Source organism: Methylobacterium sp. WL1 (genome assembly GCF_008000895.1).
GTDB lineage: Bacteria > Pseudomonadota > Alphaproteobacteria > Rhizobiales > Beijerinckiaceae > Methylobacterium.
Map to the genome: position 1 here is coordinate 4,944,841 of NZ_CP042823.1, position 12,905 is coordinate 4,957,745.

General features: G+C 66.2%; 8 protein-coding genes and 1 pseudogene. 3 read left to right on the forward strand and 6 right to left on the reverse strand.

Annotated features, from left to right (window positions below; genetic code table 11):
* Positions 1-78: 78 nt before the first annotated feature.
* From FVA80_RS24160 to FVA80_RS24175, 4 genes are all read right to left on the reverse strand, one after another.
* A complete protein-coding gene (locus FVA80_RS24160; protein WP_147910754.1) occupies positions 79-2,244 on the reverse strand; it encodes an AAA family ATPase in 2,166 nt (721 codons plus the stop codon).
* A complete protein-coding gene (locus FVA80_RS24165) occupies positions 2,241-3,176 on the reverse strand; it encodes a metallophosphoesterase (protein ID WP_246692121.1) in 936 nt (311 codons plus the stop codon). Before FVA80_RS24165 ends, FVA80_RS24160 begins: the two co-directional genes overlap by 4 nt.
* A 96-nt stretch (positions 3,177-3,272) precedes the next feature.
* A complete protein-coding gene (locus tag FVA80_RS24170; RefSeq protein WP_147910755.1) occupies positions 3,273-4,373 on the reverse strand; it encodes a hypothetical protein in 1,101 nt (366 codons plus the stop codon).
* 204 nt (positions 4,374-4,577) lie between these two features.
* Positions 4,578-4,892: a hypothetical protein gene (locus FVA80_RS24175; RefSeq protein WP_147910756.1), complete on the reverse strand. Its 315-nt coding sequence runs from the start codon at positions 4,890-4,892 to the stop codon at positions 4,578-4,580.
* 393 nt (positions 4,893-5,285) lie between these two features.
* Here FVA80_RS24175 and FVA80_RS24180 point away from each other — a divergent pair.
* Positions 5,286-6,454, forward strand: a protein-coding gene (locus FVA80_RS24180) for an IS3 family transposase (protein WP_147911033.1) whose coding sequence is annotated in 2 segments (ribosomal slippage) — positions 5,286-5,550 and positions 5,550-6,454 — 1,170 coding nt in all. Because the reading frame shifts where the segments join, the coding sequence is not laid out codon by codon here.
* Between the two features lie 273 nt (positions 6,455-6,727).
* Here the strand turns inward: FVA80_RS24180 and FVA80_RS31615 are convergent.
* Both FVA80_RS31615 and FVA80_RS24185 read right to left on the reverse strand, forming a co-directional pair.
* Positions 6,728-6,974: pseudogene (locus FVA80_RS31615) on the reverse strand (IS5/IS1182 family transposase); the annotation flags it as partial.
* 284 nt (positions 6,975-7,258) lie between these two features.
* The gene (locus tag FVA80_RS24185; RefSeq protein WP_243959405.1) at positions 7,259-7,942 is read right to left on the reverse strand and encodes a GntR family transcriptional regulator; all 684 of its coding nucleotides are present in this window, start codon (positions 7,940-7,942) and stop codon (positions 7,259-7,261) included.
* A gap of 100 nt (positions 7,943-8,042) precedes the next feature.
* Between FVA80_RS24185 and FVA80_RS24190 the strand changes: the two genes are divergently transcribed.
* Together FVA80_RS24190 and FVA80_RS24195 are read left to right on the forward strand one after the other, a co-directional pair.
* A complete protein-coding gene (locus FVA80_RS24190; protein WP_147907757.1) occupies positions 8,043-11,417 on the forward strand; it encodes a molybdopterin-dependent oxidoreductase in 3,375 nt (1,124 codons plus the stop codon).
* A 16-nt stretch (positions 11,418-11,433) separates the two neighbouring features.
* Positions 11,434-12,894, forward strand: coding sequence for a TIGR00366 family protein (locus FVA80_RS24195; protein WP_147907758.1), 1,461 nt, complete (start codon positions 11,434-11,436; stop codon positions 12,892-12,894).
* Positions 12,895-12,905 lie beyond the last annotated feature (11 nt).

Consider the following 12,905-nt stretch of genomic DNA (forward strand, 5'->3'; position numbering starts at 1 on the left):
GTTCCTCATCGGGTCGATGACGCGGCACGGTCGGCCGGGTAATTCACGGCGCAGTGGTGACGGATTCGGTGCGGCAGGTCAGGATCCGATGCCGTCGTGATGCTGAGACTTCACTACGATGCGATGGCCGGCGCGGACCCGGATGCGCGGCTTGTGCGCGGCGGCGATCTCTGCGATCTCGGCGCCGGTCATCACCCGGCGGGCGAGCAGAACCTCGACGAGGGCCAGCACCGCCACACGATCAGCTCGGACGAGGTCTTCTGCCGCGAGTTGAAGCCGGTGCAAGTCGGCCTCAACCCGCGCCGCCATCGCGGGATCCTCGCGCAACAGCAGGGCCGCGTCCTGCTGGCCGACCACAGCGCGCAGGGTCTCACCGAGGCCGAAACTTCCATGCAGGGCCGAGAGCTGCCGGGTCGCATCGCGAAGGTCGAAGGCGGCCCCTGCATCGACACCGTCGCCGATGATTCCATCAGCGGCACGCCCGGCGAGTAGGCCGACCACTTGTCGCTCGATCGCGGCGCGATCTGGCGAGCGATCCGCAATGCTGACGACGGTCGAGCCGCCGTGCCGCCCCCCGGCCTCGATCGAGACCTGGATCACCGAAAAGCCCAGCCTGATCGCGACGACGGCGTGACCGGCCTCATGAAGCGCCACGGCGCGAAGCTGTTCCGCCGAGCGAGGATCGGCCGGGGCGATCTCGGCCATCAAGTCGTCCCGGTTCATAGCGCGCCCGGCCACCTGCGCCCGGCGCCGGGCGGCCCGCACTGCGCCGGCCAGGATCGCGCCGGTCATCCCATGGCTCAGGCGCGCGACGGGCGAGAGATCGGCATCCAACAGGTCGGTTTCGAGATGAACGCGTAGGATACCGAGGCGGCCGGCCTCATCCGGTGGACCGATCAGGAACGACCGATCGAATCGTCCCGGTCTGAGTAGGGCGGGATCGATGCGCGTGATGTCATTTGTGGCCGCGACCAGCACCACGCCCGCCCGGCGCAGTTGCTCGAATCTGAGCAGACAGAAGGTGATCGCGGGTAACCACCATGACGATCCGCGATCATCCAGGCGTGATCTATTTGGTAGTGCATCAAGTTCGTCGATGAAACCGACCGCACATCCCTGTTGCCTGGCCGCGATCTCGAGTCGATCGCAGAAAGTAGAGATCTGCTTGATCACGCTGTCCAGAAAGCCGGAGCCATTGGCGAACCATTCGCCAACACTCGTCTCTCCAAAGATGACCCCCGCTTCCTGGGCGAGGGAGCGCGCAAGCGTCGACTTGCCCGTCCCAGGCGGCCCGTGAAGTACTGCCCCTTCCAGCAGCTGGGCCTTCATCTCGCCGCGGCGCACCCGGGCGATGTCAACCGCAGTCCGCATCGCCCAGACGTGGGCTTCGCCGTAGCCAGTCAGACGGTCGAGCGGCGTCACCGCCTCGCCGTCAGTCAGGCCAACGCGCGCGTCGCTCGCCCTGCGAATGCGTGCGACGCAATCGGCCGGAGCCGCGCCCGGCCGTAGGGCGGCGGCGACGTCGGGTAGGTCGAGGCCGGCGAGATCCTTAGGCTCGAGCGCCCGGCGCGGTCGCCGCCCACACCACATGCCGATGGCTCGGTTGACGAGGTCGGCATCGAGCGGCGGCACGTCGATGTGCGCGTCGGCCGCGGCAAGTAGCACCGGGGCGACCCATTCGCGATCCGGCGTGATCGCTACGACGGGTCGGCCTCCGGCGATACGCTCAGCGGCATCGACGTCGGGGTCCGGCGTGGGGGAGGCGCGCGGCCGGTTCACCTTGGCGATGCAGGTGGCCTTATGGCCGCTGACCCGGGCGATCACCGCCTCGACCGGTCCGACCCAGCTGCTGCTCGGCACCGCAACCACCACCACCACGGGCTTAGCTTCGCGCAAAGACCGGAAGACGCGCAGCGGCAAGACGGTGTTGACGGCCATCTGAGCCAAGAGGCTGGTCGGGTCGACTAGGCCCTCGAACCTGCGGACACCTCGCCTGTCCGGGCGTCGGCCGCCCACGCCGCCGTCACCCGCGCCGGATTCGTCCGCCTCAGCATCGGCCTCCTTGGCTTCGACGTCAGTTTCGTCCGGGAGATCGCGGACGAGCATGTCGATTGTCATCGCGACAACTTCGCGTTCGGCCGCTGTCGAGCTCCGGGTTGTGGCCTCGATCTCGTCGACGTCACCCGAGGCCGGGATCGTCGCCGCTACACACGCGTGCGTCGCCATGTCAGAATGCATGCTCATGGCCGGTTCTCCTTGCTGCGGGTGATCGGGATCTCGATGACGAGGGCGGGGTCGAAGGCCTTGCACTCGTCTCCGTACCCGTGTGGATTCGAGACGAGGCGGGTGCGCCCGATCATCAGATTGATGGGGTGATGGGTATGGCCGCTGAGCCAAAGCTCGGGGCCCCCCGCGGCGATGAGGTCCGAGAGGTCGCTGGCGAAGGCAGCGCTGACCGGATCGCGTCCGAAGCGCGGTGCGATGCCTTCTGGATGCGGAGCGTGGTGCGTCACGACGATGCTTGGGCCATCGTGCGGCATGGCGAGGGTATCGGCGATGAACCGGACCGAGCCCGCGTGCAGGTCGGCGGCATCGGCGGGCAGGAAGGGCTGCCATGCCGGCAGGTGTGCGCCGGCGATCCGGCGATGATCGTTCATCACCCTGCGCGCGGCCGCCATGGCGACTGGGCGATGCCCTGCGCCGAACAAGCGGTAGTTCGTCCAGAGCGTGCACCCGAGAATACGCACGCCGCCGATCACGACGGCGTCGTTCTCCAAGAGGGTGATATCGAAACTCTGGGCGGCAGCGCGGGCGCGGGCAAGCTCGTCTTGCAGGACCGCGCCGTAGTACTCGTGATTGCCCATCACCATGACGATCGGGATCGGCGCCGGGATGTGCTGGCGGAGGTAGGCGAAGGCGGCGACCGCCCCCTGGCACGTGTCGCCGGCCACTACGACGAGGTCGGCGCCGGGTACAAGCTGCAGCCGGCCGGTGTCAGCGAGGTCGACATGCAGGTCGGATAAGAGCTGAAGCCGCATGACCGGCACCGCTGCGGTCGCAGTCGAGGGATCCGAGTCATCGGCTGCGAGGCCGCCGATCGCCGCGAGCTGCGACGGTCGATGGTCCGGTCCGCGCGGTGGAGACGTCGAAATGAGTCGGGTCATGGCGCGATCCAACGGCCACCGACGCGAGGGTGCGGTGCCGAAAAGGGGCTGACTGAAGAGGTGATGGAAAACCCGCGTCCCGTGGGGCCTTGGTCGTGATCCTGCGCGCTACCGGGCGGACCACACGCGACCGGGTACGTTGGTGGCGGTGGCGAGCCGACCGCCATTGGTCAGCGACGGGATCACCACCGGCACCCTGAGATGCAGGAGACCATCCTCCCCGAGGTAGGCTGCCCCCGCCGCCACGAGCTGCCTGCGCTTGTTGGCGACCCCCGGCTGAATACTTGAGCCATCCTCGGCGGCGAGCGTCGACCCGGCTTCCAGGATCGTACAGCCCGGAACGCTCACCGCGGTCGCCCGGACCTCGCGCCACGCGAGCGTATAGCGCCGCACTTCGGGCAGACCGAACACTGGCAGTGGGACATCGAGCCGGTAGCCTCGCTTCAGTCCCGTCAACGGCGGTACCGCGATGGGGGTATCCGGGTCGGAACCCGCTCGCTCACGCGGAGCGATCTGGATCGCAGGCCGTAGCCAGGTCCCGCGAGGTTCGAGAGCGAGGCAGCCTGCGCCGACAAGGAGCTGGCGCGCATCTGCCAGCCAGCGGGCGCCGAGACCGGGGTCGGTCTGCTCCAGCATCGCTTCCTGCGGAGATGCCCCGACCACGCTGCAGTGCCCGGCCCTCTGGATCTGCCGGGTGAGCAAGGCCTGCAAGGCGAGGATCGCATCCTTGCCGATGCGGGCTTTGTGCGTCGATCCGATGATGAAGAGCCGCTCGATCCGCAGCGGCGGCAGGCGCAGGTGCTCTTGCCAGCGACGGGGTACCTTGATGGTCTCGCCGACCTTGGCTTCGCCGGACGCGCAATCGCCGTCGCCCGCGACCACATGCTCCGCTTCGGCATCCGGCTCGTGGACCGCGATGCAATAGCCATCCTGCGCTCGGGACAGGGCGATGTACGCGGCGTAGGACGTCAAGGCCGTTTCCTGGAACAGAATGTGGACCTCATCGATCGGGGCAACGCCGACCACGAGGTCGGAACCGAGCATCGTGATCAGGCGGGCGCCGTCGAAGCGCCTGGACAGGCGCTGCGCAAATGTGAAGGCCGATCCGAGCGGGATCAGCTCGTCGGCGGCTTGAGGTTGAGCAGCCGGAATGCCCCGACTTGATGCGGTGTCTTTCTTGGCGCTGTGAGTCATCGCGAAGTTCATCATGCGAAACCTCCACCGAGATCGGCCTGCCGACGACTAGGCGTCTGGCGACGATCGCGGGCTTTTGGGGGACGGCTGCCGCCCACGGGGCTGGGCGGCGTGAATGTCTGGCTCGGACCGGCGACAGCGCGCGCATGACCCAGCGGTCCACCGCAGCGGACCACTGACGGGCCGATGGCGGTCAGAAACCGTGCACCGGCGCGAGGTTCAGAGTTGGGGGGAGGAGAGGCGCCAGACGCGGCAAGAGGCGTCGAAGACGCTTGCCAAGTCGATGCCCAGAATGCCAGCGTCGACGAGCGCGAGCACTGCCGAGATCGGCTGCGGGTGATCCGGGATGGCGAAGGCGAGGTCGCTGAGCGCGGCATCGCCGGTCTCGTCCACGGCGGCGAGCAAACGCACCTGCACGTCTGGGGTGATCAAGGGGTGATCGACGAAGTCGGGATGGGGGCGCGCACGGCCGGCACGTGTGGGCCGGCCAAGGTTGCACACAGACGCAGCTGCGCCGTAGATGGTCTCAGCCATGTGGCTGTCTCCTGTTACAGCAGGGTGACGCTGATGGTCAGGTCGCTGGCGCGGCGGGAACCGCGCCGGCGGCCGTCCTCGGGAAAGGATGGCTGCCGGGACTAGATATCGACGTCGAGGGGCAGTGCACCACCTCTATGGCATCATCTAACAAGCACTCGCTCGTCTACAAGCCCTCGACAGCTCGAAAACCGAGTTACTCATATAAAAAACGAAAGCGTGGATATTAACCTTAAAATCTTTAGCGGTTGTCGAGTCCTAACGCATGATCTATTAACAAAAATAAATTTTATTTTAGGCAGATTAATTCAGATAAATTGTCGGAATCTGGCCTGCCCCCTGAAAAGTGGTCCTCCCTGATGTATGGCTTTGGGCCATTTGGAGGATGTTTTTATGGGACGGAAGAAGCATACGGCTGAAGAGATCGTCGCTAAGCTGCGGCAGGTCGATGTCCTGGTCTCGCAGGGTCGCAAGGTTGCTGAAGCAATCCGGTCGATCGAGGTGACCGAGGTTACGTATTACCGTTGGCGTTCCGAGTACGGCGGTCTGAAGGGTGATCAGGTCAAGCGGCTGAAGTCCTTGGAGACGGAGAACCTGCGTCTGCGTCGGGCGATCTCGGACCTGACGCTGGAGAAGCTCATTTTGAAGGAGGCAGCTTCGGGAAACTTCTGAGCCCGGCTCGCCGCCGGGCTTGTGTCGACTACGTCGTTGCCGAGCACGGTGTGTCCGAACGCTTCGCTTGCCGTGTCCTGGGTCAGCATCGTTCGACGCAGCGCAAAGTCGCCGTGATGGTCGAGGACGAGGCTGCTTTGACGGCTGCTATCGTCGCCCTGGCTCTGCAGTATGGGCGCTACGGCTACCGTCGGATCACCGCGATGCTCCGGCGCGATGGCTGGACGGTGAACGTGAAGCGGGTCGAACGGATCTGGCGCCGCGAGGGCCTCAAGGTTCCCGCTCGCCAGCCGAAGCGGTCGCGCCTCTGGCTCAACGACGGCTCCTGCCTTCGCTTACGGCCCGAGCGTCCCGACCACGTCTGGTCCTACGACTTCGTCGAGCACCGCACGCACAATGGACGCAAGTACCGGATGCTGAACGTCATCGACGAGTTCACACGCGAGTGCCTGGCCATCCGCGTATCTCGTAAGCTGAAGGCATTGGACGTGATCGATGTACTCTCGGACCTGTTCAGCCTGCGCGGGGTGCCAGGGCATATCCGCTCGGACAACGGGCCGGAGTTCATCGCCAAGGCCGTTCAGGACTGGATCGCGGCGGTTGGATCAGCGACCGCCTACATCGAGCCGGGCAGTCCGTGGGAGAACGGCTATTGCGAGAGCTTCAACGCGAAGCTGCGGGATGAACTTCTCAACGGCGAGGTGTTCTACACCCTCAAAGAGGCCAGCGTCGTGATCGAGCAATGGCGGAGGCACTACAACAGCATCCGGCCACACTCCTCACTCGGCTACCAGCCACCTGCGCCCGAGGTCGTCATCTGGCCAACCGAACCGAGCGGCTCAGGGCCGCTCGCTCACCCCGCCATCGTCACGCGACCGACGATGCACTAACTTCGAACCTGGGCCACCGAATGGGGGCAGGCCAATCAGTTTATTCAGATTTTATAATATTCCGGCCAGGTTATGGACTTCGTAGAGGTGCGCTAATAAGGCTTTTGTCCGGCGGTCGTTGGCTTCGGGCGGGATAATGACAATTTGACTGCCGCCATCATGGCATAGACAAATCGCTCGTCGATTTTGATGAATTAAGTCGTGGGCGCATAAGATTCGCAGTTAGGCCCCGACGGCTGCGGGTGTGTTGCTGGTGCGCAGGTCGTATGAATACTTTGCGTAGCACGTGGTGACGGCGCGGAAGTCATTAGTCCTGCTGAAAAACGCTAAACCAGATTGCGGTATCTATGCTGGAACGGGCGGATCGCCAGTACTTGCTTGCGGTTGGCTATCGGCTTCACGTTGGTCCATGCCCCATGCTCGGCCATCTGGACCCGCAGAGCGTCACTGTCGTAGGCGCGATCGCTCACCAGGACCTAACCCGCGCCCAACCCGCCCGCATGTTGACCGCTGAGCGCCCTGTTTGGAGGTGAGGCCTCGCCTTAAAGCCGACATTCAGTTTTGCGCCCATCTCGGCCGCTCAGCGCCATCTCGCGGACTCTCCGAAGCGGACGCTGTGACAGCACAGCTTGTGGGTCTCAGTCGCGGCCATCTCAGTCATTCGAGGGGCCTGCTCACATCCCCCCAAGCGGACGCCCTTCGACACTGAAACGCCTACAAATTGAGTAGTGAGAAGAGGATTGGGCCAATACATTCCGGAAAGAATGGTCTCTACAATAGAAAACGATCAGCAATAGGCCGAATTCAGTTGATTCTCCGCATCAGTACTGCTTCCGTAAAGACCGGCTCCCAGGCCATGATGTGGTCCGTCATTAGGGTCATCGCATCGTCCTTGACCCGCCCTGTAACGAGGTCGACGATGCGGTAGTGCTCTGCCACAGACGCGTCTTGTCTCGTCCGCCCAGCCTTCGAGCGTATGCCGTAAAGCCGCATCTTGTCGCGCAGCTTCATGACGATGCCGGTAAGGATCGGGTTGCCCGCACGGGACAAGAGCGCTTCGTGAAAAGACCGGTCCGCCACGAGATAGGCCGGCACATCACGATCCCGCACAGCCCTCGCAATCTCGTCAGCCCATTTCATCAAATCGTTCACGTCAACAGCTCCGGCCCGCACGACTTTCGCGAAGGCCTGAGCTTCGAGCTGCACGCGAACCTCGAACAGGTTGCGCAACTCGTCGAGCGTCGGATCGACAACTCGGAAACCGCGATTGCGGATCGGCTGCAGCAAATCATCGGCGGCAAGCTGGAGAAGCGCCTCCCTAACAGGCGTCGTCGAGATCCCGAGAGAACGGGAGAGCGAGGGGACTGAGAATACCGTGCCCGGCTCGATCGTACCGGCGAGTATGTCGAGGCGTAACTGCCGCTCGACTCGCTCCCGCAGGTTCTCTTCCGTCGCGAGCGGATTGGTTCGATCTTTGCAATCCAGCACGGCACGCCTTCTCCCGGCAGGACCAATAGCGTGTTTTGGCCCTCGCTTGAACTACCACCAACCCAATGGTAATGCGTGACGCGCTACTGAGGCTGCTTCCATGTCTGCTGACATCAAGGAAGGCTATTGCACCCTGTGCCGATCGCGTTGCGGATCGCTCAACAGGATCGAGGGCGGACGGCTCGTTTCCGTCGCACCGAATCCCGCGCATCCGACCGGCGCAGCGCTCTGCGCCAAGGGACGGGCTGCACCGGAACTTCTTGGTAGCCCCCGCCGCTTGACGACGCCCCTTCGTCGCACCCGGGAGCGCGGCAGTGCGGATCCGGGCTGGGTCGAGATCGGCTGGGACGAGGCAATGACAGACATTGCCGCCCGTCTCGGGGATCTGCGTGCACGGCACGGCGCTGAGACAGTCGCCTTCGCGGTCACCACGCCGAGCGGCACGCCGATGGTCGACAGCTTCGAATGGGTGGAGCGGTTCGTCCGGGTTTTCGGCAGCCCCAATCTGATCTACGCCGTCGAGATCTGCGGCTGGCACAAGGATTTCGCCCACGCCCTGACCTTCGGCCGCGGGATCGGCACCCCCGATTACGAGACGGCCGATACCATCGTGCTGTGGGGCCACAACCCGACCCGCACGTGGCTCGCCCAAGCGACACGCATCGCGGACGCCCGCAGGCGCGGAGCGACCGTCGTGGTGGTCGATCCCAAGCGCGGCGGCTCCGGCGAGACGGCCGACCTCTGGCTACCGATCCGCCCGGGGGCGGACGGAGCCCTGGCGATGGGGGCGATCCGCCACCTCCTGCGGGAGGGAAGCTACGACAGGGCCTTCGTCCACGACTGGACGGACGCGGCGTTCCTCGTCGATCGTGCCAATGAACGTCTTCTGAAGGCCGCCGAGTTGTGGCCCGGCGCCAGCGGCTTTGTCGTGCTCGACGAAGCGGGGCGGCCGCAGCCGCGCGACCCACGCGACCCGACTGCCGGTGCTGCCGCGCAACTCGACACACAGGTCCGCCTGATGGACGCCGCGGGCAACAGGCGCACGTGTGCCAGTGTCCTGCGCCTGCTGACCGAAGAGGCCGACATTTACGATCCGGCCCATGTCGCCACGGTCACCCAACTCGATCCTGCGGCGATCGCGCGCTTCAACGCGCTCTTCGCGGGCGCGCCACGGCTCGCCTATCATTCCTGGACGGGGGTGGGTCAACACACCAACGCCACCACCACCGAGCGTGCGATCGCGACGCTCTACGCCCTTACGGGAGCCGTTGACCGCGACGGCGGCAACCTCTGGACGACCGCCCCTCCGACCCGATCGGTGAATGCCTACGATCTGCTGGCCCCGGCGCAGCGGGCAAAGGCCCTCGGCTTGGCCGAATTGCCCCTCGGGCCGCCGAGCCGGGGATGGATCACCGCTCGCGATTTCACCCGCGCCGTGCTCGAGAGCGAGCCCTACCGCGTGCGCGGCTTGATGAGCTTCGGCACGAACTTCGTGGTCTCGCAGGGGGATACGGGCCGCAACCAAGCCGCTCTGGAAGCGCTGGACTTCCACGTCCACGTCGACATGTTCCTGAATCCGACCGCCGCGAATGCCGACATCGTGCTGCCGGCGAGTCTGCCCTGGGAGCGCGAGGCGCTGAAGGTCGGGTTCGAGATCACGCAGGAAGCGGTGGAACTGGTGCAGCTGCGCCAAGCCATGGTGCCGCCCCTGGGCGGCACCCGCTCCGACTACGCCATCGCCTTCGATCTCGCCTGTCGCCTCGGGCATGGCGAACAGTTCTTCGGCGGCTCGATCGAAGCCGGCTGGAATTACCAGCTCGCGCCCGTCGGGCTGACGGTAGACGACCTACGGGCATGCCCCGGGGGCATCCGCTTGCCTCAGCCGACGGCCCGGCGCAAATACGAAGCCCTCCGCCAGGACGGGTCGGTCGTCGGTTTTCCCACGGCGACGGGGCGGATCACGCTCTACTCCGAGGATCTGCTCGCGCATGGGCAGCCCCCTCTCGCCCACCATGTCGAGCCCGCAGGACTCGACGAGCCCGGCCTGCCGCTGGTGATGTCGACCGCCAAGACCGGTTGGTATGTGCACAGTGCCTACCGCCACATCGCCTCTCTGCGGAAGCGCGCGGCAGCGCCGACCGTCGAGGTGGCGCCCGACGACGCCCGCCTCCGCGGGATCGCCGAGGGCGATGCCGTCATCGTGCGGACCGCTCACGGCGAGGCCCACCTGCGGGCGCGCATCGACGCGACGCTGCCGAGCGGGACGGTGATCACGGAGTTTGGCTGGTGGGAGGATTGCCCGCCCCTGGGGCGTGAGGGCTCGCCGGTTGCCGGGTCGACGAGCGCGAACGTCAATGCCGCCCTGTCCGACGCGGCCCGAGATCCGGTAAGTGGTTCCGTGCCCCTGCGGGCGGTGGCTTGCGAGCTTGTCCGCGCCGTCGGGGCCAATCGCGGACGTTGGCAAGGCCGGCGCTCGTTCCGCGTCGCGTCGCTGCGGCGCGAGGGGGCGGACATCGCCGCGTTCACTCTCGCGCCTGCGGATGATGGTCCAGTTCCCGCCTACCTTCCCGGCCAATACGCCATCCTCCACGCCACAGTCCCGGGCCTCAGCCGCGCCTATTCCCTGACGGGTGACGCCCTGACGCCGGAGACCTACGAGATCGGCGTCAAGCACCACGCCGCGCAGGAAGGCTGGCCGGCCGGACGAATGTCGAGCCTCGTCCACGGGCTGAAGTCCGGCGATCCGGTCGAGCTCGAAATGCCGGCAGGCACGTTCACTCCGCCGCTTGGGGGGGATCGCCCCATCGTCCTGCTCGCGGCCGGGATCGGCATCACCCCGTTCGTAGGCTACCTCGCCGCGCTTGCCGCGCGCCCGGACTCCGCGCCCGAGGTGCATCTGGTCGCGATCTCCCGCAACGGAGCGGAGGAGGCCTTCGGGGTCCGCCTCCGCGAGGCCGCGGCGGCCCTCCCACGCCTGCGGATCACCCGCGTGTTCACGCGCCCGCGCCCGGAGGATCGGATCGGGGTCGATTACGAGCGGGCCGGTCGGCCGGCCATGTCCGAGCTGGCCCTGCCGGATCCGGCGTGCCGCCCCCTCGTGTACCTGTGCGGGCCGGATGCCTTCCTCCGCGACGGGAGGGCGGCCCTGACAAGACTCGGCGTCCCGCGCTTCGACGTGTTCAGCGAGAGCTTTGCGTCGGCCATGGCCGTGCCTTCTGACCTTGCACCGCGAACCGTGCGCCTTGCCCGCAGCGGAACGGGCTTCACCTGGACGCCCTCCGCCGGAACCCTGCTCGACGCGGCCGACGCGGCGGGGCTCGGGCTGCCGAGCGGCTGTCGGGCGGGCCAGTGCGAAAGCTGCAGCGTGCCCGTCGCGTCCGGGTCGGTCGCCCACCTCGGCCCCTACGACGGCGAGCCCGACCATTGCCTGACCTGCCGCGCTGTGCCGGTCAGTGACCTCGTCCTCGACGCCTGAAAGGAAGACACGACCGATGAGCGATACGGCTACCTTGACGCCCATCGCCCCGCCCAGCCCGGATCTAGCCCGGGAGGGTCGTCTCGTGCGCGTCTCGCAGGCGATCGTGGCCTTCGCCGAGCGTTGGTTCCCCGACAGCTACGTCTTCGTTCTCATTGCAGCTTGCATCGTCGCCCTGGGAGTATTCGCCCACGGGAGCGAACCGCTTGCGATCAGCAAGGCGTTCGGCGACGGCTTCTGGAGCCTGATCCCCTTCACCATGCAGATGGCGCTGGTGGCGGTCGGCGGCTACGTCGTTGCCGTCTCGCCCCCCGTGGCCGGGTTGATGCGCAGGGCCGCCGCCCTGCCGCGCACCGGGCGCGGGGCCGTGGTGTTCGTTGGCATCACCAGCATCTTGCTGTCTCTGCTCAATTGGGGCGTCAGCCTGATTTTCTCCGGCCTGCTGGTGCGCGAAATCGCCCGCCGGCAGGATCTGCGCCTCGATTACCGGGCCGCCGGCGCGGCGGGCTATCTCGGCCTCGGCTTCGGCTTCACCCTCGGCATCAGCTCGGGGCCGGCACAGCTGCAAGCCAATGCCGCCAGCATTCCGGCCTCGCTCCTGCCGATCACGGGCGTGATCGGCTTCGAGCAGACCATCCTGACGTGGCAGAACCTCGTCGTCGTCGCCTTCGGCACGCTGCTCTCGGCCGCGATCTGCTACCTGACCACCCCCTCTGATGCGAATGCCCGAACGGCCGCAGATCTTGGGATCGACCTCGTCGACGCCCAGCCCAAGGTGATCCGCGCGAGTCGTCCGGGCGAATGGCTGGAGCACAGCCCGCTTCTGACGATCCTCGTCCTCGTCCTCGCATCCGGGTGGCTCTACGATGCCTTCAAGGCGGGCAACCCGCTGATCACGATGTCGGGCCTCAACAGCTACAATTTCGTGTTCCTGCTGCTCGGCGCCCTGCTGCACTGGCGGCCGCGGGGCTTCATCGCGTCCTTCGCCAAGGCGATGCCGAGCGTCTCCGGCGTGCTGCTCCAGTTCCCCTTCTACGGCGGCATCGCCTACATGCTGACCAAGGTGAAGGCGGCGGACGGCTCGACCCTGTCGGACGCCATCGCCCACGGGTTCGTCAGCCTCGCCCACGGATCAGGGGCCTTCTCGGTCCTCGTCGGGATCTACTCGGCGGTGCTCGGCTTCTTCATCCCCTCGGCCGGCGGCAAGTGGGTGATTGAGGCTCCCTACGTGATGAAGGCGGCCAATGAGGTCGGCGCCCATCTCGGCTGGACGGTGATGGTCTACAACATCGCCGAGACGCTGCCGAACTTCATCAATCCGTTCTGGATGCTCCCGCTGCTCGGCGTGCTCGGGCTGAAATCCCGCGATCTTATCGGCTACACGGCGGTGCAGTTCATGATCCACCTGCCGATCATGCTGGTGCTGGCGGCGGTCCTGATGACGACCTTCACCTATCATCCCCCGATCGTGCCGTGACGGCCGCGCCC